The sequence below is a fragment of the Halomonas sp. BDJS001 genome, from assembly GCF_026104355.1.
GTDB lineage: Bacteria > Pseudomonadota > Gammaproteobacteria > Pseudomonadales > Halomonadaceae > Vreelandella.
Window position 1 is genome coordinate 4733726 of the sequence record NZ_CP110535.1, and the last position, 22664, is coordinate 4756389.

23 protein-coding genes and 1 pseudogene are annotated in these 22664 nt (G+C 53.9%); 3 read left to right on the forward strand and 21 right to left on the reverse strand.

The features are described 5' to 3' along the window. Nucleotides 1-25: 25 nt before the first annotated feature. On the reverse strand, nucleotides 26-1144 hold the full coding sequence (locus tag OM794_RS22040) for a muconate/chloromuconate family cycloisomerase (RefSeq protein WP_226249226.1): 1119 nt from the start codon (nucleotides 1142-1144) through the stop codon (nucleotides 26-28). A gap of 385 nt (nucleotides 1145-1529) precedes the next feature. Next, the gene (salA, locus tag OM794_RS22045; RefSeq protein WP_226249225.1) at nucleotides 1530-2819 is read right to left on the reverse strand and encodes a salicylate 1-monooxygenase; all 1290 of its coding nucleotides are present in this window, start codon (nucleotides 2817-2819) and stop codon (nucleotides 1530-1532) included. Between the two features lie 203 nt (nucleotides 2820-3022). Here salA and OM794_RS22050 point away from each other — a divergent pair, with 203 nt between their 5' ends. Then, nucleotides 3023-3928 (forward strand): LysR family transcriptional regulator, encoded by a 906-nt coding sequence (locus tag OM794_RS22050; RefSeq protein ID WP_226249224.1) that lies wholly within the window; start codon nucleotides 3023-3025, stop codon nucleotides 3926-3928. A gap of 33 nt (nucleotides 3929-3961) precedes the next feature. On the opposite strand, the gene OM794_RS22055 is transcribed toward OM794_RS22050, so the two are convergent. The 5 genes and pseudogenes from OM794_RS22055 to OM794_RS22075 all read right to left on the reverse strand — a co-directional run bounded on the left by OM794_RS22055 (nucleotide 3962) and on the right by OM794_RS22075 (nucleotide 7737). Further along, nucleotides 3962-4369, reverse strand: coding sequence for a nuclear transport factor 2 family protein (locus tag OM794_RS22055; RefSeq protein ID WP_226249223.1), 408 nt, complete (start codon nucleotides 4367-4369; stop codon nucleotides 3962-3964). A gap of 38 nt (nucleotides 4370-4407) precedes the next feature. Continuing rightward, nucleotides 4408-4920: a 3-keto-5-aminohexanoate cleavage protein gene (locus OM794_RS22060; RefSeq protein WP_265154074.1), complete on the reverse strand. Its 513-nt coding sequence runs from the start codon at nucleotides 4918-4920 to the stop codon at nucleotides 4408-4410. A 74-nt stretch (nucleotides 4921-4994) separates the two neighbouring features. Next, nucleotides 4995-5285, reverse strand: a pseudogene (locus tag OM794_RS22065) (3-keto-5-aminohexanoate cleavage protein); the annotation flags it as partial. Nucleotides 5286-5327: 42 nt separating this feature from the next. Then, nucleotides 5328-6830, reverse strand: coding sequence for an SLC13 family permease (locus OM794_RS22070; protein WP_226249222.1), 1503 nt, complete (start codon nucleotides 6828-6830; stop codon nucleotides 5328-5330). Between the two features lie 430 nt (nucleotides 6831-7260). Beyond that, entirely contained in the window at nucleotides 7261-7737 is a 477-nt protein-coding gene (locus tag OM794_RS22075) for a MarR family winged helix-turn-helix transcriptional regulator (protein WP_226249221.1), read from the reverse strand. A 169-nt stretch (nucleotides 7738-7906) separates the two neighbouring features. On the opposite strand from OM794_RS22075, the gene OM794_RS22080 reads away from it, so the two are divergent. Next, nucleotides 7907-8923: an AraC family transcriptional regulator gene (locus OM794_RS22080; protein WP_226249220.1), complete on the forward strand. Its 1017-nt coding sequence runs from the start codon at nucleotides 7907-7909 to the stop codon at nucleotides 8921-8923. 23 nt (nucleotides 8924-8946) lie between these two features. On the opposite strand, the gene OM794_RS22085 is transcribed toward OM794_RS22080, so the two are convergent. The 3 genes from OM794_RS22085 to OM794_RS22095 all read right to left on the reverse strand — a co-directional run bounded on the left by OM794_RS22085 (nucleotide 8947) and on the right by OM794_RS22095 (nucleotide 12191). Next, the gene (locus tag OM794_RS22085; RefSeq protein WP_226249219.1) at nucleotides 8947-10011 is read right to left on the reverse strand and encodes a TRAP transporter substrate-binding protein; all 1065 of its coding nucleotides are present in this window, start codon (nucleotides 10009-10011) and stop codon (nucleotides 8947-8949) included. Between the two features lie 71 nt (nucleotides 10012-10082). Further along, nucleotides 10083-11060: a 3-hydroxybutyryl-CoA dehydrogenase gene (locus OM794_RS22090; RefSeq protein ID WP_226249218.1), complete on the reverse strand. Its 978-nt coding sequence runs from the start codon at nucleotides 11058-11060 to the stop codon at nucleotides 10083-10085. 24 nt (nucleotides 11061-11084) lie between these two features. Next, nucleotides 11085-12191, reverse strand: a complete 1107-nt coding sequence (locus OM794_RS22095; RefSeq protein ID WP_226249217.1) for an NAD/NADP-dependent octopine/nopaline dehydrogenase family protein — start codon at nucleotides 12189-12191, stop codon at nucleotides 11085-11087. A 521-nt stretch (nucleotides 12192-12712) separates the two neighbouring features. Between OM794_RS22095 and OM794_RS22100 the strand changes: the two genes are divergently transcribed. After that, complete coding sequence (locus OM794_RS22100) at nucleotides 12713-13750, forward strand: TRAP transporter substrate-binding protein (protein ID WP_226249216.1); 1038 nt, start codon at nucleotides 12713-12715, stop codon at nucleotides 13748-13750. A gap of 59 nt (nucleotides 13751-13809) precedes the next feature. On the opposite strand, the gene OM794_RS22105 is transcribed toward OM794_RS22100, so the two are convergent. The 11 genes from OM794_RS22105 to OM794_RS22155 form a co-directional block, all read right to left on the reverse strand. Then, nucleotides 13810-14592 carry a class II aldolase/adducin family protein gene (locus OM794_RS22105; RefSeq protein WP_226249215.1) on the reverse strand — a complete coding sequence of 261 codons (783 nt, stop codon included), beginning with the start codon at nucleotides 14590-14592 and terminating at the stop codon, nucleotides 13810-13812. Next, nucleotides 14593-15633, reverse strand: a complete 1041-nt coding sequence (locus tag OM794_RS22110; RefSeq protein ID WP_226249214.1) for a ketopantoate reductase family protein — start codon at nucleotides 15631-15633, stop codon at nucleotides 14593-14595. An 11-nt stretch (nucleotides 15634-15644) separates the two neighbouring features. Beyond that, nucleotides 15645-16211, reverse strand: a complete 567-nt coding sequence (locus tag OM794_RS22115) for a nuclear transport factor 2 family protein (protein ID WP_226249213.1) — start codon at nucleotides 16209-16211, stop codon at nucleotides 15645-15647. Nucleotides 16212-16261: 50 nt separating this feature from the next. Next, complete coding sequence (locus OM794_RS22120) at nucleotides 16262-17194, reverse strand: flavin reductase (protein WP_226249212.1); 933 nt, start codon at nucleotides 17192-17194, stop codon at nucleotides 16262-16264. Between the two features lie 36 nt (nucleotides 17195-17230). After that, nucleotides 17231-17422 (reverse strand): 2-hydroxymuconate tautomerase, encoded by a 192-nt coding sequence (locus OM794_RS22125; RefSeq protein ID WP_088700097.1) that lies wholly within the window; start codon nucleotides 17420-17422, stop codon nucleotides 17231-17233. Between the two features lie 43 nt (nucleotides 17423-17465). Next, complete coding sequence (locus tag OM794_RS22130) at nucleotides 17466-18494, reverse strand: TRAP transporter substrate-binding protein (RefSeq protein ID WP_226249211.1); 1029 nt, start codon at nucleotides 18492-18494, stop codon at nucleotides 17466-17468. 61 nt (nucleotides 18495-18555) lie between these two features. Next, nucleotides 18556-19881 carry a TRAP transporter large permease gene (locus OM794_RS22135; RefSeq protein WP_265154078.1) on the reverse strand — a complete coding sequence of 442 codons (1326 nt, stop codon included), beginning with the start codon at nucleotides 19879-19881 and terminating at the stop codon, nucleotides 18556-18558. Beyond that, nucleotides 19874-20422 carry a TRAP transporter small permease subunit gene (locus tag OM794_RS22140; protein ID WP_226249210.1) on the reverse strand — a complete coding sequence of 183 codons (549 nt, stop codon included), beginning with the start codon at nucleotides 20420-20422 and terminating at the stop codon, nucleotides 19874-19876. The genes OM794_RS22135 and OM794_RS22140 overlap by 8 nt, the downstream gene beginning before the upstream one ends. Before the next feature lie 24 nt (nucleotides 20423-20446). Then, nucleotides 20447-21403: a PDR/VanB family oxidoreductase gene (locus OM794_RS22145; RefSeq protein ID WP_226249209.1), complete on the reverse strand. Its 957-nt coding sequence runs from the start codon at nucleotides 21401-21403 to the stop codon at nucleotides 20447-20449. 16 nt (nucleotides 21404-21419) lie between these two features. Continuing rightward, complete coding sequence (locus OM794_RS22150; RefSeq protein ID WP_226249208.1) at nucleotides 21420-22178, reverse strand: SDR family NAD(P)-dependent oxidoreductase; 759 nt, start codon at nucleotides 22176-22178, stop codon at nucleotides 21420-21422. Further along, complete coding sequence (locus tag OM794_RS22155; RefSeq protein ID WP_226249207.1) at nucleotides 22178-22663, reverse strand: aromatic-ring-hydroxylating dioxygenase subunit beta; 486 nt, start codon at nucleotides 22661-22663, stop codon at nucleotides 22178-22180. Before OM794_RS22155 ends, OM794_RS22150 begins: the two co-directional genes overlap by 1 nt. Nucleotide 22664: the final 1 nt, after the last annotated feature.

The window sequence follows — 22664 nt, forward strand, 5'->3', positions numbered from 1 at the left end:
ACGTTGGCTCTATTTACCGTGGCGTTCATTTACGTGAATAATGAGCCAACTTATCTTCATCTAAGGTGATGCCCAGTCCTGGCCCTTGCGGCAACTCAACCCCAAAGCTGGTGTAGTTAAGAGGTTCAACCACAATGTCATCTTTCAGCAGCAGCGGGCCGAACATTTCTGTCCCCCAGGCCATTGCGGGCAGCGTTGCCCAGGCGTGTAGAGAGGCAGCGGTGCCAATGGTGCCCTCTAGCAATGTGCCGCCATATAGGCCAATTCCAGCCGCTTGGGCGACGTGGGCTAGCTCTAGTACCCCGTAAATACCGCCGGATTTAGCGATCTTCAGGGCAAAGGCACCATTGAAACCACCGCATACGAGATCAAGCCCGTCGCGGGCATCCTGAACCGCCTCATCAGCGAGTATTGGCACATTGAAGCGGTTAGCCAAACGAACTAGACCGGCGTGTTCACGGGCAGCAATGGGCTGCTCGATTAACTCAATACCGGCATCCTGAAGCGCCTGAATACCACGCACCGCAGTCGACTCATCCCAGGCCTGATTAACATCAACGCGCACACTGGCTCGATCACCCAGCGCTTCCTTGATCGCAGCCACATGGCGCACGTCCTGATCCACAGGGTTAGCACCAATTTTTAACTTGAAGTCGCAGTGCCGACGCTGTTCTAAGCGCAGCATGGCCTCATCAATATCTTTGGCGGTATCACCGCTGGCTAGCGTCCATAGCACAGGCAAGTGATCCTGGCGTGCACCGCCAAGCAGCTCGGCGACGCTCAACCCCAAGCGTTTGCCCTGAGCATCCAACAGAGCCGTTTCTAATGCAGATTTGGCGATCATATTGCCGCGAGCATGGCGGTTAAGCCGGGCACGCAACTGGTGGATATTGTTGGAAGGCTGGCCGACCAGCAGAGGGGCTAGGTAAGTATCAATATTGCGCTTAATACTCTCCGGGCTTTCTGGACCGTAGGCCAGGCCGCCAATGGTGGTGCCTTCGCCGAGCCCTTCGATACCGTCGGAGTGGCGCATGCGCACAATCACCATGGTTTGGCAGGCCATGGTGGTCATGGAGAGTTTGTGAGGACGGATGGTCGGTAGGTCGACCAATAGCGTCTCAATATGTTGGATGACAGTTGACATGCAGGCTCCAGCGTCTGGCAATCGTTGACTTGATGTCAGTTTGATTGCGTGAGCAAGAGGGAACCAATATTGTTTAGGTGCTTAGCCATACCGTGGAGGTATCATGACCGGGCGGTGAGAGCTTAGTTTTTATCTAATAGCAATCATCACTTAGCTGACTCCCCCTCTACTTATCTTCTTTATCGAACTAATATTTTTATATTTATTAATAACTTGAAGAATAAAGTCTCGTTTAGATGACGATTTATCCAACAGTAGATGAATAACCAACGGCAAACTATAGCGATGTCTTCAGCGCACAAACTCTGCTACTAACTATTAAGGGAGCTGCGCGGCTGAATTGATCATTAACAGTGGCAGTTAGTTAACCCTGTGTGGCTATAAGCTAATTGGTTAGCGCTTTCCTAACCTGTCGCGCCGCTCTTACATCGTCACGAGGATCATGATTCCAGAGCCAATCAAAGCGGTTTTTCAGGTTCTCGATGAGTTTGGTCTCATCACTGCCAATATCCACACCCGCATACTCGTATACGTCGCCTGCCTCATGAGAAGTGCGCTGCACCTTGCAGGTACGTGCATGGCGCACCTGCTCAAAAGCGGCTAGCACACCGCTTACGTTGCGTCGGTGGCAACTGGCATCCGTCAGCAGAGTGGCGAGCACATAGGCATCTTCAAGTGCCTGACCGGCCCCAGCCCCCTGGTGGGGTACTAATGCGTGGGCAGCATCGCCGACAATCAGCACACGATTACGGTGGTAGTGGGCCAGCTCCGGTAGCTCATGCAGCGCCCAGCGGGTTGGCTCAGAAATGCATTCAAGAATTGCCTGGCAAGCTGGGCTCCAGTCATCAAAGACATCCAGCATCTCCTGTTGGGTGACGGTTTGTACCCACTCTTCACCTTCAGGTAGTGCAGGATTAGGTGTTGAGCGGTCGGTGATAAAGGCAACCACGTTAACCAGTTGCGACTGTTTAACCGGGAAGGTCAGAATGTGTCGGTCTTTGCCTAGGTACATCTGGGGCACCAGCGCTAGGCGTTTCTCTCTCCCCTTTGCTTCCAGGGCAGCCTCCAACTGGTTAGTTGGGATCATGCCGCGGTAAGCGTAGGTACCACTCCAGAGCGGGGATATCTCGCCGTACTTCTTTGGGGGCAGAACATGACGGCGCACCGCGGACTTGATGCCGTCAAAGCCGATAATCACATCGCCGGTAAAGTGCGTGCCGTCGTCAAAGCAGGCGGTGGCACTATCGGTACCTTGCTTAACCTCGACACAACGCTTACCGAAGTGAGCGATCCCCTCTGGTAGATTGGCGACAATGGCATCCAGAAAATCGGCACGGTGTACTGAAGATTGGCCCACCCCAGGGGCTAAACTGGCGGTTAAGTAGCCATCATCACTACCCCGCCGCCACTCAAACCACACATCTTCAAAAGGGGCTGGTGAGGAGTCGGCAATACGCTGATAAGCCTCTTCCAACCCCAGCAGTTGAATGGCTTTCACCGCGTTGGGGCCAAAGGAGACCCCGGCGCCAATTTCTGAGAACTGGGGGGCGGCTTCAAAAAGCTGAACATCAAGACCGTTGTCCCGGGATAGCGCGACGGCGAAGGCTACGCCACCGATACCGCCACCGACAATACCAATCGAGAGACGTTTTTGCTGTGTATGTTTAGATGGCATGTTCCACTCCGCTCGGGGGGTTATCGTTATCATGGTGAGCTTCACGCTCTGCCCCTAACGCTATTAGGATGAAACAACGTCCACCACACAGCCCCTTTCATTTGAACTATAAACGGTACTAATAACAATATGAATCAAAGAGATGAAGTCACTTTCTGCGACGACAATAGACTATTGTCGAACTCCCAACAGAGCGCATCCTGATGGTCAAACTTGCCGATATCGACCTGAACTTGCTGGTTGTGTTTGACCTGCTCTATCAGGAGCAGAACACGCAGCGGGTCGCACTACGTCTTGGTATTACGCAGCCTGCGGTCAGCCATGCGTTAAAGCGTTTGCGCGTTTTATTGGGTGATGAGCTCTTCGAACGCACTTCGCAAGGGCTCCAGCCAACGCCTCGCGCCAGCCAGCTTCACCCCGGCATTGCGGACGCATTAGCCAGAGTGAATGACACCCTGAACCTGCGTGATGATTTCAACCCAGTCCTGAGTGAGCGCACCTTTAATCTCAACATGACCGATATTGGTGAGATCGTTTTTCTACCACGCTTGTTGCAGCACTTTTCTCAAAAAGCACCAGGAATCTCACTCCACACTGCTCGCAGCCACAACAATGAGCTGAAATATGAGATGGAAGAGGGGCAAATCGATCTAGCCATCGGGCTGATTCCACAGCTTGGCGCTGGCTTTTATCAGCAGCGTCTATTTGTGCAGCGCTATGTCTGCCTTATGCGCCATGACCACCCTCTCGCCACTGGAGAGTTTGGCTTAGAGGAGTTTTGCTCAGCCCATCACGCTGTTGTCGTTGCCCAGGGAACCGGCCACGGGATAGTAGAAGAACAGCTAGCAAACGCTGGTATTAAGCGCCCGGTGAGATTAACGCTGCCGCATTTCGCGGCCGTCCCCTACATTGTCAGCAGCAGCGATTTAGTGGTGACAGTGACGGGTAAGCTGGCCGAGGCGACGTGTGAACGATTTGGGCTTATTGTTCGTGAGCACCCGCTAGCCTTTCCAGAGATTTCCATCAATCTCTTCTGGCACCGTCGCTTTCATCAAGATCCCGGCAACCGTTGGTTAAGAGGGCTTATGTTTTCAATGTTCTCTGAATAGAACCGACCTGAATAGAACCAACGTCAGCAGGCCCTAGGCGCTGGGCTTGGCCCACGCCGCGCGCGTACTGTGGGCAGCAGTCTTATTGGTGATTCTCCAGGTACCTTGAACCTTGAGCAGTGCAATCACATCCACCCAAGAGTCCTCAAGGTTTTCGCTATTATCAAAGCCTAGCAGCACGCTGGCGACCTCTCCGGCCTGGGTGATGGCAATAAAACGACTCTTCACCGCTCGCTGGCTATTCGCCCAGCGCTCGAAGCGATCGCTGATCAGGTCAGTTGCCAAGGCGCCCTCAGCGTCCAGAGCAAAAATCCACGCCTCTTTATGAAAGGCTTCCTGAAGCTTTTCTATACCGCCTTGAAAGCCATCCACATAGAGTTGTACAACCCGTTTGATCTCGTCTATTTCAGGCGCATCACCCACGACAGTGATATTCGTCATCTCTTTACTCCTGCTTATTACTTGTCGGTTTTGTACTGTTATAACCCAAGCATCTCACGGGCCTGCTGCCAGGTAGCCACCGGCCGCTCATACCTTTCGCATAGGGCGACGGTGCGCTCGACCAACGCCGCGTTGGAAGGCGTCAGCGTTTCGCTATCCAGGCGAACGTTATCCTCAAGCCCGGTACGCGTATGACCGCCTGCAGCAATCGACCACTCGTTAAGCAGGTATTGATTGGCTCCAATGCCCGCACCGCACCACTGCGCATCCGGCGCCAGCCGCTTGAGCGTCTCGATATAGAAATCAAACGTTGGCTTGTCTGCTGGCATCGCATTCTTGACGCCCATGACAAACTGCACATAGAGCGGCGTCTTTAGCTTGCCTTGCTTGGAAAGACTCACTGCCTGGTGGATATGCGACAGATCAAACGCTTCGATCTCAGGCTTGACGCCGTACTTGAGCATCTCATCGGCCAACCACTCCACCAACTGCGGTGGATTCTCGTACACACGATTGGGGAAATTATTGGAGCCCACCGAGAGGCTGGCCACGGGAGCATCCCACCCCGGGCTTCTCCTGCCCCGGAGCGACCGCCGGTGGAGAGCTGAATAATCATGCCGGGGCAGTGCTTCTTAAGCCCTTCCATCAGGCGGCCAAACTTTTCTGGGTCAGATGAGGGGGTTTGGTCATCGTTGCGCACATGGCAGTGGGCGATGGTAGCCCCTGCTTCGAACGCCGCCTGGGTGCTCTCAATCTGCTCTTCAACCGTAATCGGTACGGCAGGATTGTTCTCTTTGCGTGGCAGACTGCCGGTGATAGCGACACAGATAATGCAGGGCTGGGACATGGAAGCCTCTTTGTTCTCATTGCGAACACTAGTTTTTATTACGAACAACTTAGGCCGGATATCTGACATCGTCAAATCAGACTGGCTGCCAACGAAGTTGTCAGCCACGTTTTAGAAAGAGACATCGAATACCAGGGGAACGATGGTGTAGAGCGCGACCATAATCACCAGCAAGCCGATGATATTGAGCCAGATACCTGCCCGGATCATGCTCTTGATGGGAAGATCGCCGGTAGCGAAAGCCACTGCATTGGAAGGTGTCGCCACGGGCAACATAAAGGCACAGCTCACAGCAAAGGTGACCACGATGGTCATCAGGAAGGGCTCGATACCCAGCCCCACGGCAATAGATCCCATAATCGGGAAGAAGGCAGCCGCGGTCGCCGTGTTGCTGGTTAGCTCGGTCAATAGGATAATAACGATAGCAGTGATGGCTAGGATGAGGATCGGAGGTAACCCCGATAATCCCGAGACGCTCTCGCCAACCCAGGCACTCAAGCCAGTGGCGGTGAACTGGGCTGAGAGTGTTAGGCCACCGCCAAACAAAATCAGTACTCCCCAGGGCACGTCACGGGTAGCCGACCACGCCAGCAACGCCCCTTTTCCATTAGAGGCAGGAATCACAAACATCAGAATCGCCGAGAGAATCGCCACACTGGTATCGTTGATGTTACCCAACCAAGGCAGCGCACTCTGCACGACAGGAATTCTCGCGATTAACGGCAGGAATACCCAGCAGAATACTGCCCCGGCAAAAACCATCAATACACGTGACTCTTCAGGCGATAGTCGGCCCATCCCCTTGAGCGCTGTCTCGATCATCGCCCGGCCACCCTGGATACTCTCGACTTCCGAGCGGAACACCAGTTTGTTAAGCACAAACCAAGCCAGCATTAGCATAGTGAATGAGAACGGCACACCCACCAGCATCCAGTGGCCAAATCCGATGCTAAGCCCGTGAGTGTCTTCCATGTAGGCGCGCATTAGCGCCATCGGCGGCTGGCCGATCAATGTGGCCATGGAGCCGATGGTGATGGCATAGGCAATGCCCAGTAGCACAGCGGCCGAAAACTTGGGCGTGTCATCACCGTTACCCAGTGACTTCACTAGCGCGATGATCGAGCCTCCGATCGGAACCATGATGACAGCGGTGGCGGTATTGCTCACCCACATGGTAATAAACCAGCTAGCGAACATCAGACCGAAGACTATTTGAGCCGGCTTGGTGCCCACGGTGAGCACCGTCAGTAGCGCGAAGCGGCGATGTAAATTCCAGCGCTGCGTTGCCAAGCCCAGCAGTACGCCACCCAATACTAGAAAGACAATGCTGTGAGCATAGGGCGAGGCGGTCTCACCGACCGAGGCAATATCGAAAAAAGGGAACAGTACAAGCGGCAACAGCGACGTGGCAGGGATAGGGATCGCTTCTGTCATCCACCAGGTGGCCATCAGCATCGCAATGCCCGCCACTAGACGAGCATTGAAGGCCAGCGTTTCAGGCAAAAGGAAGAAAACACCCAGGCCAATAAGGATACCCAGTACAAGCGAGACCGGTTTGAAAGCAGAGGCTTCAGCGTAGGGCGCTTGTTCAACGGCCCCTGTGGTTTGCGACATGATCATTTTACCCGCAGAGCAATAACAGTGCAGGTGAGTGTTACGTTTGAAGTAACGCGCTACCAATACCTATCAGGTTGATTTGTATACCTAATTGAGCAAATTGATATGAATACAGAAAAACCCAAATAACCAATAAAATCAGTTATTTAACTATAAAATAGCGACTATTCCCGTGCTTCACCTATTCGTAATTCTCACAAGGGATAGGGAATATCCTGCTTAATTACACGTATCGTTTACGACTAATGGATGGGCTACTGCGCAAGCGTGGAAATTGAACTACTTGCATGACACTAAAGCAAAAGAGCCAGGGGGAGGCTTGAACAGAAAAGGAGTCGTTCAGGAAGGAACTGAGCTATTAGGTTGCCCATAGGAAAAATGTCCGTGATTTGCCACGCAGAGAGTGGCTCAAGCGTGCCGATAGACCTTAAATCGCGTTTAAGTTATGAAACATCCGACTCAAGCACTGATTTATGTGAATAATGTCCTGTTTACTGAAATCGGCAAAGGCTTTTTCCACTAGACGGCTAGTAACTTGCCGAGCAATATCCAATTTCGCCTCACCTGCCTCAGTAAGCTCTACTTCAGTGACGCGACCATCCTGCGGGCTGGCTTCTGTTTTCAGTAAACCCGACTCTTGCATTCGGTATACGATTTTGGTGACAGTTGACAATTTTGCAACAGCGTGTACTGATATATCCGACATGCTAAGGCGCCCATGTTCATGTAGGATCATGAGAATGCGCCACTTAGACGAACTAAGCCCGTGCGGTTTCAGTAGCGTATCGACATCAGCGCTGTATTTAGCATTCAGCCTCGCGACCCAATAAAAAGGAAAATCACGCGAGCGAAATTCATCGGCAAGAGGAAAAAAGGAAGACGATAATTCATCCTTGTCGACCATAAGAAGCACGCCATCCAAAAAAATAGTGGATTATTCTAGCATATATCCATTCGAGTGTAAGCGCCTGGAGCCTCTAGGGATAGCGCGTGCCATCTAATGGCTCAGCCGATATTGCCTCGGCTTCACACCCCAAAACCATCACCTGCTTAGTGCATTGTTGAGGTGAACCATGGGTACAACACCGTTTCTGCTGCAGAAGCACGCTATTCTGCGCACAGATTCACAAGAGGTCATTCGTCAGCATGTTACCCACTATCTATGCCCACATCGCATGCGTTTATTTGACGGCCCGCGACTTGCCTCACGTTTGAGCGCCGTTAGCTTCGACCAATTGGCTATTATCGAATTGCAATATGGTGCCAATGTCGAAATTGATCCTGTTGAAGAGTCAAACGTTTACCTGTTTCGTATCACTCTCGAAGGCCAGGGAACCATCGTATACGCTGACCGTCAGGTCAGTATGATTCAAGGAGGTGTTACCGTTACATCACCCTATCAAGGCGCGCTCATTCAAACCTCTCCGAACTGCCATAACATCATCGTTCGAGTACCGCGCCATCAGTTGGAGCAACGCTTGTCATGTCGGCTCGACCAACGCATTGATCTTCCAATCATCTTTGACCACTACTTTCCCGAACATTACCCCGGCACGGTCTTTCTTCTGGATACCATCAAGTATTTTGCCCGTCTCACCGACTCTCTTCACCAGCAAAATGCTCCGCGCCAGCAAATCAAGCTGATGGAAGACTACTTATATGACAGCCTGCTGGGGCTGTTCATGAACAATTACAGTCAGCGCTTGAGTGGTAACCCCTCTCCCCTTCCGCACTATGTAAAAAAAGCCAAAACGCTTATTGACCAGAACCTCAAGCAGGCTATCGAGCTCGAGACACTGTCCTCGATGGTGGGGGTGTCAAAGCGCACGTTGCAGTACGGCTTCCAGCAATTTGTCGGGCTCTCACCCAAAGCCTATTTTACTCAGCAACGCATAAAGAGTGTGCACCAGGCGCTGATTGATGCCCCTCGTGGCCACCGTGTCACCGATGTCATCATGCAGCATGGCATCAACAGCCCGGGCCACTTCGCCGCACAGTACAAGGAGGTCTATGGGGTGACCCCCGTGCAAACACTACATTCAAACCGCGAACATACTACTGGTAACGGATTGGCCAACGTATTGCTCTGAGCCTACTGTCGTCTCTGCTCCTTTTATTCAGCCTCAGTACGATACTCCTCGATCAACTCCTGCATTCTTTCTGCAAAAGCATACGCGGGTAGGCCCTGCTGCTCTGCATCCGACAGGATAGTTTCATTGACCGGCGCGAGCTGGTCATCCCAACGGCTAGCCTCATCATCGTCAAGCGTTATCACTTCAACCCCCTCTTCCTGCTGCGCCCACTCGAGTGAACGCTGTATATGCTCATCGAGATATTGGCCGGTGAAGGTTGCCATCTCCGGCGCCAACTCCTCGATCACCGCCTGTATATCAGCAGGGAGCGCCTCCCACTTCTCTCGCGACATCAGCGCTGCAAAAATGGTGTTAGTTAAGGGGTAATCGGTCACGTACTTAGCCAAACGCGCGAACTGCATATCCATTAACACTTCGCGAGAAGCTGCATACCCATCAATAATTCCGGACTGAAGTGCCTCTCCAGCATCAGCCTGCGACATGCCTACTGCGGTTACCCCCAGTGCATCCAGCGCCCTGGAATTATCGCCGGAAATTCTGATTTCCAACCCCTCCAGGTCTTCCAATTGACGAATCGGCTCAATGGTCTGGAAATAAGCAGGCTCTGAGGTAAAGGCCGTGATGACCTTGAACTCATCGAGTTCGGGCATCTGGTCTCCAAACTCTTGAAGCAGTTGGTAAGTCATGCGGCTGGCGACTTCTGAATTGACGTCCTGGCCGGTCAGACTACCGGCCAAGTTGATCAGGGGAAAACGGCCCGGCTCGTAAGAGGTGGCGGAAAGCCCTATATCCGCAACACCATTCAGCACCCCATCGTACATATTGCTGGCCGTGAGTAAGGAGCCTCCGGGAAAGAGGTCGACCTCGACACGCCCATCGGTACGTTCACTGAGCTCTTTCGCCCAGTGCTCCATCTGAACAGCAGGGAAGCTCTGCGCTGGGGCAAAGAAAGCATAGCTGAGGGTAATCACTTGGGCGTCGTCGCTAGGCCCATCGACTACCTCCTCCTGCGCATCGCTACACCCCACCAACGCCATTGCAGCTATTAGTACCGTTAACGTTCCCACCTGTGTACTGGTTTTCATTATGGCTATCCTCGGCGAAGGCCTACAGGAACAGCATGGTTTCCTATAGGCGCTTTATAGGCTGTGAAGGATTAATAACGGGTAGTGACTGTCGGCATCAGCTCAAGCAACTCAAGACGCTTTAGAAAAGCGTCGGAGCGCTGCCTTCGGTAGTTCGACAGATCGACCCCTGAGTAGTCGAAGAAGCCCACGCCATCTTGGAAGCCTCGACGCTGCTCTTGCATATTTCGGGTAATAACCTCTGGTGACTTGAAGCGGTTATCCAGCTTGTCGCACAGGTAGTTGGACGCGTAGAAAAGCGTATCTCCACCGCCCCAATCGATGAACTCCAGCACTCCCAGCACCGAATAGCGCAACCCCAGCCCAACCCGGATGGCCACATCGATATCCTCGGCGCTGGCAACGCCCTCCTCGACCATGCGCGCGGCTTCATTCATGAGCAGCACCTGCAGGCGGGGAATGATGTAGCCCGGCACCGCCTCGCACAGCACCGGTACTTTTCCTACCCCTTTAAGCACCGTGAACAGCGCATCGACATAGCGCTGCTCGGTATCCTTGCCCCGACTTACCTCCACTAAGGGCATCAAATGAGCAGGATTAAGCCAGTGGGCGTTCATGAAACGGGCCGGATGGCTAACCATGCAAGCGAGTTCGGTGACCAGAAAAGTGGACGTCGTTGAGGCGATAACAGCCTCCTTATCCAAATGGCGGCTTGCCCAGGCCAGCCCTTGCTGCTTAATCTCGCTGACTTCAGGCAGCGCCTCGAAAACCAGACGGCTTCCCGCCACCATCTGCACCTGCTGGTCATCCACGATACGAAGTTGCTTCACCATTGAAGCGATCTGCTCTTCCTGAATGAGCCGCTTCTCCTGAAGATACTTAAGCTCCGTCACTAGTCGACTGCGAGCCTGCTCATAATAGTGCTGACGCTCTTCAGGGCTGCGTGACTTAAAGTCGATCAGCACGACCTCCTTGCCAGCCAGAATAAATGAGAGGGCAATACCTTCTCCCATTCTTCCGGCCCCCAAGACGATAATGTTGTCCTGCATGATGCGGTCTCCTCTATCGGTAGGTCAGGCCTGAATACCGTACGTCAATAAAGAGCGCATCTGCGCCTGGGAGAGCGAATCCAGTCCCAGCATTTCCAGCGTTCGGCCTTGGGCGTAGAGATCTTGGCCGGTGATCGCCGAAGCAATGCTCAACAGCCCCTCCGCCACTGGCGTGGGCTGCCCCGCCCAGCGGCCAACCGACACAATGAAGGAGAGCCCCATTCGGGTGTCCTCCAGCATGTAACGATGGCTATGAAGGTCGATGTTCTCTCGCCAGTCGCCACTATCGGTCAGTTTGCCGTGGGCGCCACGACCATACATCCACTCCTCGCCTTCGGAGGCGTAGTGGTTAGCAAGAGGAAAATGGGAGGGCTTGTAACCCAGCCTTTCGCGCACCGCGATACGCTCATTATCTAGCGCGGTGGTCACGCTTCGGATAGAGGGCTGGGTTCCTTCGTTATGAATATCCCAGGCATCAAAATGCTCCAGCGGCCCCGCATTCATCATAATTAAAGGCGGATGGATAATAGGGCCAGCGTTCATTAAGGCGCCACTGAGTCCATCCTCGATGGGTTCAACGCTGGGGTAGGCCTCCCGCAATACAGAGAAGGCATGTGCTGATAGTTCGCTGGGGAAGACGCCGGTAGGGAGCCGGGTTGCATAAACGCTGATGACTACCTTATTAGCACCGTGCTTACGCGCCAAATAAGGAAGCGTGCCCGTTTCACAGAAGGCCACTTGGCTGTCGTTGCCTGCTTTTCGCATCGCTCGGTGGAACAGGTAGCTGCCGAATGTACCCGGGGGTAGAAAGACCACCTGATCATCCCGTAGTAGCGAACCCAACTGGTCGGCTAGGGTGTCATGAGACGTGGCGGGTAAGGGCACAATCAGCAGCTCCGCCTGTTGCGTCGCCTCCGCCAGGCTATCTGTTAGAGATAGTTGATCCTTTTGAGTGCCAATCTGAATACGCCGTTCACCTTGCGCATCCTTGACGTCCAAATAGCCCAATTGATGCAACTCTTGCAGAGCATTGCCATCCCGACGCCACAATGTCACGTCGAAACCTTTCTCCACCATCTCGATGGCTGCGGCGTAGCAACCATGTCCACCGCCAATAACGCTGACTTTCATGCTTATCTCCGTTTCTTGTTAACGCCTTCAGGGTCGTTAAACGGTATAGCCATCGGGTTACTGACGGATATCCACAATGCGCAACCGATATTCAAAAAACGCAACTAATAACGGCTCGCTGAAACAGGCCATCTATCGTTACAGCCAACCCCCTCCTTTCATGGAAGTGAGCGTTGTTAACCACTATTCGAGTCGAGGCGTCGAACTTATGGGGTAGTGAGTATGAATGCACCAAGACATGCACTTTATTCACCAAGTTGCGCTTGAGTGGTGCCTTGCCAGTAAGAAGTGACGAAATGCGTGCTTATCTAGACTCACATAGCAACCTTCGGCTCGCGTTAAGTAAATAATAATTTAGGTGTTTTTAAACAACTGGAACTCAACTTGCACCGTTTCCAAATGATGGCTGTTAACTTAACAATTTACTTTACTTTTCATGTGATGTTGAATGTTTATACGCTGCTTCATGACCGGCATTCAACAAACAACAAATAGAGAGGATGTTCCCCATGGCGATCAACATGCACAAAGAACACGCGCTTTTGCAGCACCGACCCTCACTGCTGCGTTTAAGCAGTCTCGTGGCGGGTGTGATGCTAAGTTCAGCGACGCTGGCTAGTGATATCAGTCTCAATTACGCTTTCTTTGCTCCCGCTCAGACGTTTCCTGGTGTGCAGATGCAGTTCTGGGCCGATGAACTTGAAAAACGCACTGAGGGCAAGGTCACCGTCAACACCTTTCCAGGTGGCACCCTGCTCACCGCCAGCAACATGCTGGATGGCGTACTCAATGGCGTCGCCGATATTGGCCTTACGACAACCTCCTACGAGCCTGCACGCTTTCCGTTACTGAACCTGATCGGTGATTTCAGCGGTATCGATGTTAACTCTGAAGTGGCAAGCCAAGTTGCCTACCAATTGGTACGCGAGTTTCCCCAGGAGCAGTTCGGTCTTGAGGATTTCAAAGTGATTACTGTGTTTACCTCCGAACCGGGGTATCTCCAGACGCGAGAACAGGTGAGCACACTTGAGGATATATCCGGCCTGGAAATTCGTGTGCCGGGCGAGTCCGACACTCTGCGCACACTCGGGGCCGTGCCGATTGGCATGTCTCAAGCTGAAACCGGCGAAGCGCTCCAGGCCGGCATTGTTCAAGGGGTAGCTTCCTCCCGCGAAACCCTGATGGATCTTCAGTACGCACGCTATCTCGACTATATCGTGGACTATCCCCTATCCAATGTTGTGATGCTGGCAGTGATGAGCCGACAGCGCTGGGAGTCGTTACCAGAAGATGTCCAACAGGTCATTGAAGAGCTCGGCGCTGAAGCCTCTCAGTACGCCGGGCACTATCTTGATAATCATGTTCGCGAAGCCATCACCTGGGCGCAGGATAACCACGACTTGGAGGTTGTCACCCTGAGCGAAGAAGAACAGAAGCGCTGGGCGGGGCGTATTGAACCGCTCAATGAGCAACGTATCAAGCAGGTTGCGGCGCAGGGCCTACCGGCAGCGGCACTATACGACCGCATGTTGGCATTAATCGAGCAATACCAGCAGTAACGTGAATAGTCGGTGGGCCGCCCATCGTCAGAAATAGGCAGCCCATCTTCATATCTATTTTAGAAAGGGAGCGGACGTTCGGACTTAAGCTTGCGCACCATGGCAGCAAAGAACTCATTGGCGAAACCGCTTTCGCGAATCAGTTCGGCGGTAAGGTCGGCACACTTCTGACTAATTGAGGTGTCGATTTCCACATCCTCGCCACCCAAAGCCCCTGCTGCGCACTGGTTTTCCGCCGCCCGCTGGACGGTCCACAACAGGAACAGCGCCTTCTCAATCGAGGACTCGCCTACGGCGATCCCATGGTTACGTAGTACCAGAATGTGCTTGCCCCCCAGACTCTCCAGCATGCGCTTTTTCTCGTCAGCAAAAAGCGTGATGCCTTCAAAATCATGGTAACCCACACGACCATAGAGCTGGGCACCGTAGAAATCATGGTGGGTAAACCCTTTTTTCTTCTGCACGATGGCCGAGATGGGAACAGTATGGGTATGCAGCAGGCAGTGAATATCCTCACGCGCCCCGTGCACAGCGCTATGCAAAGCAAAGCCCGCGGGATTGGCGCTGTACTCAGAGGACTCGACCTTGTTGCCATCCAGATCGACCTTCAACAGATTCAGCGGTGTCACTTCGGTGTAGGTGAGTCCGAAGGGATTCACCAGATAATGATTGTCTGAGCCCGGCACTCGGGCTGAGATATGGTTAAAAATGGTCTCCGTCCAGCCGAAGAAATCGACTAGATGGTAGCAGTAGGCGAGTTTTAGGCGCTGCTGCCACTCCTCTTCGCTGCAACCATCGGGTTTGACCACCGTGTCTGGCATAGCTAACGGCTTAATCGTCATTTAACACTTCTCCTTGCCATCGCAGGCATATGAGGGGCGAAGACCGGTGTCTTCGAAGTATCGTGTCAGGTGAAGAATCAACTTGATGGTGGGGACGGGGATACGCTTGCTATCGGCCAGTTCGATCACTCCCTCGACGATCGCTGCGAGCTCAAGAGCTCGGCCCTGTCGATGATCCTGAAGCATGGAAGTACTGACAGCCCCCATGTTCTCGCCCAACTCCAAAAGTTGCTGGAGTGTCATCTCAAGCTGACTGCCATAGGCTTCTGCCGTCAGGCGCGTTTCGTCGAAGAGTTGGCCAACCACCTTCTGCAGTGAAGCATGGCTATATAGCTGTGCCAGCGTAGCACCTGTTATCACGGAGAGCGGGTTGGAAGTCAGGTTCGCAGCGACCTTGCTCCATACGGCATCGCGGATACGCTGAGAGTGGCGCGTACCAATGTCAGCGCTTTCCAGCACCTCGATAAGCGCTGCCAAACGGCTATCAGTGCACTTTGATGGGGTGCCAATCTTCCCCACCACTAGCCTAAGAGGGGTATTCGAGCAGGCGACCCCAGGGGCTTTTAGCTGTGCCGCAATATAGACAACGCACCCTACAATGGCGCTGGCAGGTAGACAGTTCACCAGCTTGCCCCCAGGGTCTACGGCTTCTATGTGAGGCGGCTCAACGGAACGAGGCTCCACGGCATCCATGAGTAACCACCACGGCGTGCCATTCACCATAGGCACCAAACATGTATGTTGGCCGAACAGGGGTTGTAGTTGTGGCAACAGGGAGGGTACAGAGTGAGCTTTAGTACACAGAAATACGAAGTCTTGCTCACCCAGTTCACCACAATTATCCGAAGCAATGACATTGGCGGTGTGTTGCCCCTGCCGATCGATGAGGCAAACACCCTTTCGCTTGATGGCCGCCAGCGTGCCACCCCGAGCCAATACGCTGACGGTATACCCTGCCACTGCAAGGCGCGCCGCTAGGGTAGTACCGATGGCACCGGCACCCACGATAGCTATTCTTGGGGAAGCAATGGAGGCTAGCATTAGGTTCCTCTTTAGGGTTTCATTAACACCGACGCAGCAGGAAAGTCTGTTGCCCACCCCTCTTTCAAGGGGGCTACAAACACATTTTCCGTCCGTGTACGGGTAATTAACCAGCGCCCGTCATCCTGCTTTCGAAAGGCGTTATTAAGCCGTGATGAACGCAGAAGCGAGCTCCCATCAGAAAAAATCCACGGCTGGCAGTGCACCCACTGCCCAGTCGCTGTATTGCCCTTGACGTGAATCTGTTCAGAGGTCAGGTAGTGCACATTCAGGAGTAATTTAGGATCTTTTTTCTGTCCCCAGAAATTTTCGAAGTGGCGTCGAATAGCCTTAGCACCTTCTAGACGTCCAAACTGTCCGTCGTAATACTCACCGACCCCCTCCCAAATCGCATTCTCAGTATAGAGCGCCATGATTTGATTAATGCGCTGCTCATCGTTCTCGATACCGTACTCCGGCATAGGGGTGTCACAAAGAAACATATACCGGGTTTGAATCCGACGAATTTCGGACTCGGCCTCTAGGGTATCAACGCGATCCATAAGTCGTTGAAACGCTGCTGCAGACACTTCTGTCATATCATTTTCCTCCGTTGATAGCGCTATTTTCTACTCTTCGCCGTGACTCATCAGGGGGTTCCTAGCTGCTCAATAACACGCTCAAGTCCCCCTTTCAGAATGCTCATCTCCTCCTCGCTCACGCCTTCAAATACCTTCTGCTCATACTCCCGCGCCATTTGCAGCAGCTTGCGCGCCAACTCGCCTCCCTCATTCGTCAGGGCAACGGTAGAGGCGTTATCATCACGGTCACTTACCAGCCCTCGGCGGGTCAGACCGCCTAAAGTGTCCTTCAGGTCTTCGATGGGCTGAGCAACACGTTGCGCAATGGTTTCAAGGGGCAGCGCTCCTCGATCAAGCAGCAGGGTCAGCACTCGCCACTCCTTCTCATCCACGCCCATGTGCTCGAGGCGAGGATAGAAATCCTTACGATAGGCAGACAGGGACTGGCGCAACAGATAAAGAAAGTGATGCCCCAGAAGCCCCTCTCCCGTCTCGACCTCTTCTTGAGGAATCGTCATCGGGTGGGGCTCAGGCAGGGCATAGCGCCCATTGTGGAACACTAAAGCCCCCCGACCATCCTGGTAGTCATACTTCAGTACCTCCCCGACGATGATGAAGTGGTCTCCGCCTTCGTACACCTGCCAGGTGCGGCACTCAAAATGGGCCACAGCGCCCACTATTCGTGCGCCGCCCCCAACCCCCTCTTCAAGGTCGATCCCCTGGAACTTGTTCTCACCCCGCTGTGCGAAACGGTTAGAGATGGGCACCTGATCACTGCCCAGTACATTGACCACGAAGTGCTCTGCCTGGCAGTAGGCATCCAGGCTATAAGCGCTCTTATCGATGCTCCATAGAATCAGCGGCGGTGTCATGGAGACGGCATTAAAGCTGCTTGCCGTTACACCATAGTGCTCACCTCCCGTATCACGGGTGGTTATCACTGTTACGCCAGTGGCGAACTTTCCCAGGGCGTTTCTAAAATCTCTGGTATCAATACTCATAAACTGTCTCTCTTGTACTATTTATGCAGAGGAGTATCAGCGCCCTAGCTTCTCGCCGGTGACGCCACCAATTCCATACTCGCTCTTGGGCACCTCACTAATAATTACCCGAACATTCTCTTTGGGCGCACTCAGCGAAGAGACCACAGCATCCGTGACTTCGCTGATCAGTGACTCCTTCTGCTGCTGTGTCCGGCCTGACATCATGTAAACGTGAACGGTAGGCATCGCAATCCTCATTATGCGTATTTGAGCGGTTGGCTCGGGGTGGTTAAAAAGCGGTTAGCTCGCGGTACTCGTCATAGCGCTCGCTAAAGTTTTGATACGACTCAATGACGTCGGCAAAGTCGTTATCACGCTGAGCCGCTTCTTCCAGCACCTCCTCTGTGGCCAACTGCAAGGCAGCCAACACCTCTTCAGGGAAGCGTTCAACGGTTACTCCAGCGCTGCGAAACTCTTCCAGGGAGGCGGATTGAGCCTGCATATCGTGGGCAAACATACGAATGCTCAAATCACTGCAGGCATTGCGCACGGCCAAGCGCTGGCTTTCTGCCAAGCCGGCCCATACGTCAGCGTTAACCAGCAGTTCATTGAGGCTGCCGGGCTGATGCCAGCCAGGGAAGTAGTAGTGCTTGGCAACTTCAAAGAAGCCTGCACTGGTATCAATGGTGGGAAAGCTGAGCTCAGCGGCACCAATGCGCCCCGTATCAAGCCCGAGAAACGTCTCGCCAGCAGGAATGGAAACTGGCGACACTCCCAAGCGACTAATCACCTCTCCACCCAGACCACTAATGCGCATACTCATGCCATTGAGGTCTTCAACACTGGTGATTTCCTCGGTGAACCATCCGCCCGCTTCAGAGATCATGCTGCCGCAGGGAATCGGTACGACATTATGGGGTGCGTATAGCGCCTCCCACAGTTCGAGACCGCCGCCGCCATATAGCCAGGACAGGTACTTCGGCACATCGGGGCCGAAGGGAATGCTTTGAAACAGCGCGGCGGCTGGAATCTGACCTGCCCAGTAGCTGGCGGCCGACCAACCTGCGTCCAGGCTGCCGTTACCGACGTTCTCCAGAATTTCGAAGGGGGGCGAAAAGGATCCGGCATCATAAGGAGTGAAAGTCAGCTCCCCGTTGGTCGCCGTGGAGACATCCTCGACAAAGCGATGTATTGAGGTATCGATGACCTCAAGACTGAAGGGAAAAGCGGATTGCAGGGTCAAATTCTGGGCCATCGCGGTGGAGGCGAGTAGCGATGCGCCAGTACCGATAATGGTGTTCTTCAAAGACAACTTCATGGTGTTAACTCCTGTTCTATTTGTTTCGTAAGTTCTGTGCGGTGATTGTTGATGCAACGGCTTACAGCATGAGCAGCCCGGGAAACAGCAGGATCAATAGCAAGACGAACAGTTGGATGGCGATGAAGGGCAGTACGCCTCGATAAATATCCAGGGTGGCAACGCGATCACCCACGGCCCCTTTCAAATAGAAGAGTGATACGCCGAACGGGGGAGTGAGAAAGGAAGTCTGCAAATTGATCGCAAACAGGATGGCAAACCACACCAGCAGCGCTCCACCGGTAAGCCCATTCGACAGTTCCAACTGGGTGATGATAGGCACAAAGATAGGCATCAGAATCAAGGATATTTCCAGCCAGTCCAGGAAGAACCCCAGCACGAAGACCAGCAATAGGATGAGGATTAACACGCTCCAACTGCCTCCCCCCATCAGCCCCAAGCTACTGCGAATTAAGCCATCACCGCCGACCCCTTTAAAAATTAGCGAGAAGCAGGTCGCCGTAATAACCAACATCATGATCATGGCAGTCGATACCACGGTCTCTCTCGCCGCTGTCATTACCGATTCCACATCTATTTTCTGCATGACACCGGCAAACCCCAACACCGCCAGCACGCCAACACCGCTGGCCTCCGTAGGCGTCGCCACCCCATAGACGATGGTGCCAAGCACGACGGGGATCAGTACGAGGAAGGGGAACAACGCCAGCAGGTTGCGCCAAACGCCACCACCTTGCTGCTCATCTGGGCGTTTGATATCCGTTAATGGCGAACGCCGCTGCCCCCATGCAAGGGCAAGCGAATAGAGGGTGTAGAGCAGTAGCAACAAAGCACTCGGGATCAAAGCAGCCTTGAACAGATGGCCGACGGGTACCGATACCAGGCTGGATAGAATGATCAGCATAACGGAAGGCGGCATCAGAATGGCGAGCGTGCCCGAGGCTGAAATGAGCCCCGCCGACGCCGATGCTGAGTAGCCAGCATTGAGCATTCGGGGCAACGCCAATACCGCAAGCAGGACAACGGAAGCGCCAACAACACCTGTGGTTGCGGCCATCAATCCGCCAATGAACAGCACCGTCAGCGCGAGATGGCCAGGAAGCCTGCGCAGCAAGCGTTCGCTGACGCGGAAAGCATCACGGGCCAAGCCGGTTCGCTCCAACAGCAACCCCATCATGATGAACATCGGTATAGCAACGTAGAGCCAGTTGCTCAACGCGTTCGCGTACACACGCGTCAACATGAGGTTGGAGAAGGCCAAGGGGAGGTCTGAAAACAGCAGAAATATTGCCGACACCCCACCCAACACCAGTGCCACCGGATAGCCCGACAAAATACCCGCGAATAGCAGCAGCACCATGGAGAGAGGCAGCCAGAATTCAAGCATGATCCGAGCTCCCTGACAGAAATAACCAAGTTTGTTTCACTAACAGGTACACCAGCACCACCAAAACCAGGGTGATACCGATAGGCAGGGCGGCTTTGATAACGTATATGTCCGTCAGCCCCCCATCTGTCGAACGCTCACTGGTCAGGTAGGCGCGCTCGGCAAACCGATAAGCGGGCAGCAGTAGCAACGCAAAGAAAGGAATACCGAACAGTGCATGCCCGACAATATCGATCCCACGCCGGTAGCGTGCCGATAAACGGGAGTGAAACACATCAACCCTAACGTGCCGATCCAGCAGTAAGACTGGGGCGATAGCCATCATGATGGCTACTGCAAAAAGCAGCACCTGTAACCCCATCAAAGAGTTGAACGTAATGGCTCCCCCCACCAGCCAATGGGGTGTTTCAAATGCAATGAGTTGCGACACTCCAAACAGGTGCATCAACACCCCCGCGCCGATGACAAAGGCAATCAGTAACAGACAGAGGCCACACAGGTTCAGAATCGGCTCACATAGTCTTGTTTTGACGGTGTGCATGCGGTTTCCCTTTACGCTGGCAGATCAAAGGTCAATGACGAGACGTGCGCTTTTAGCCCTGGAGCAGCACACGGCAATCTGGTCGTTATCTTCCTTTTCTTCTTCGCTGAGAAAGTGGTCACGGTGATCGGGGGTGCCCTCCAGCACCTCGCAGATACAGGTGCCGCAAACCCCCTCTTCGCAGGAAACATTGACCTTGACGCCAGCCGCTTTGAGCGCCTGGGCGATGGACATGCCCTCTTCCACCTGAACGGTGACGCCGCTGGCAACCGCTTCTACTTCAAATGCGGTGCCGCTGGTATCCACTTCTGCAGAGAAGTATTCTGAATGCACACGGCTCTGAGGCCACTCCGCCTGACGGGCAGCATTCATTACCCAGTCCATAAAACCGGTGGGGCCACATACATAGAGGTGGGTCTGGGCGGGTTGAGACGCCAGCAACGTCTCTATTTCCAACCGTTGAGAGGCCTCCCCATCATCGAAGTGCATCACTAACGCATCGCCAAAGGCGGCTTCAAGCTCGTCAATAAAAGCTGCCTTTTCACGCCCACGGCAGCAGTAATGCAACTCGAAGGAGCGTCCGGCATCGTGCAGCTCGTACGCCATGGCAATCATTGGCGTAATACCGATGCCGCCGCCCACCAATAGGCTATGCGGCGCCGATCCATCCAGTGGGAATAGATTGCGGGGAGCGCTCACCTTCACCTGAACACCTTCGTGTAGGCGTTCGTGTACCGCTCTGGATCCTCCCCTCGAAGCGGGGTCGAGGAGCACTCCGAGCCGATAACGATGGCGCTCCCCTGGGGGGTTACTCAGCGAGTATTGGCGCACCAGCCCTTCATCAAGGTGAATATCAATGTGGGCGCCTGCTTCAAAGGCAGGCAGATCAGCCCCACTCTCAGCAGCCAGATCGATCACTGCGATCTCATTGGTTTGAATATCGCGGCGCACAACGCGCAGGGTCATGATGTCATCTTGCATGGTCATCTCCAGATGCTCAGCGCATGTAAATGCCGCCATTGACGTCCCAGCAGGCACCGTTTACAAAAGCCGCCTGAGGGCTGGCCAAAAAGCTCACCATTTGCGCGACCAGCTCAGGGGAACCCAACTGGCCTACGGGAATATTGGCAAGCGCTTTATCCAGATTGTCACCGAGTACCTCACGCACCATCGGGGTATCCAGAGGCCCCGGCGCAATGGCGTTACAGGTCACCCCGTCCGCCGCCAAGTCGCGGGCAAAGATCTTGGTCAAGGTCAGAATGGCGCCCTTGGAGGCAGCGTAATGAGCGCCAGTGGCGGTACCGCCGTTCTGCCCTGCCAGCGACGCCAGATTGACGATGCGCCCATAGCCACGTTCCCGGAAGTGGCGACCAAAGATCTGGCAACCGGCAAAGACACTGCCAGCGTTGATGGTCATCACTTCGTTAAAGTGAGCTGGGTCAATATCGAACACCCCCTGTACCGCGGTTCGGGCTGCGTTATTGACCAGCACTTCGCAACTGCCCCAGCGCGCGACAATCTTGTCCAGCACGCACTGGAAATCCTCTGGCTTGGCGACATCGAGGGTCGCGGTGACCGCGGTTTCCCCGGCCAGGTCGAGTTCGGATGCCAGCGCTTCGGCGGGTTCGGTGTAGATATCGGTGATAACGACACGAAACCCCGCCTTATGCAGTGCGCGTACGATGTGCACCCCGAGTCCACGTGCGCCGCCGGTCACCACTGCGGTCTGAATTTTGTCGGGTAGTGGTACGCTCATCAGAACAAATAGCTGAACGAATTCAGCACTCCATCAGAGTTGAGTAGACGAACCACCTTCTCCTGAAGACGGAAGCCGGTATCAGTGGACGTGAGGGTGTAGCGCACATTGGCGGCCCAAATGCGCTGACGCCCAAACTTGTCTTCAACCAGGTGCTCAGCGCATGAAACGACAACCGTATTGCCATCGACGGCATCGATCACAAAACGAGACAAGGTGCGTACGGTGACGGCAGGGGGTGCCGAAGAGATCGAGAAGCCATCCTGGAAGCGTTTGATACGATCCCGGCGCATCTTGTCATCGTCGTAACATAGGTTGAGCACTGCCGCGTAATCGTCGGCGTCCTCGATAGGAATGATGTACAAGCCCTCTGGCTGCCACAGATCGAGCCAAGCGTCATACTCTTTTGCGTCCAGAATCGCCGCTTCGTGCCAGATAAACTGCGTGACCTGCCAGAGCAGGCTTTCATTGTCGATTGTGTTCATT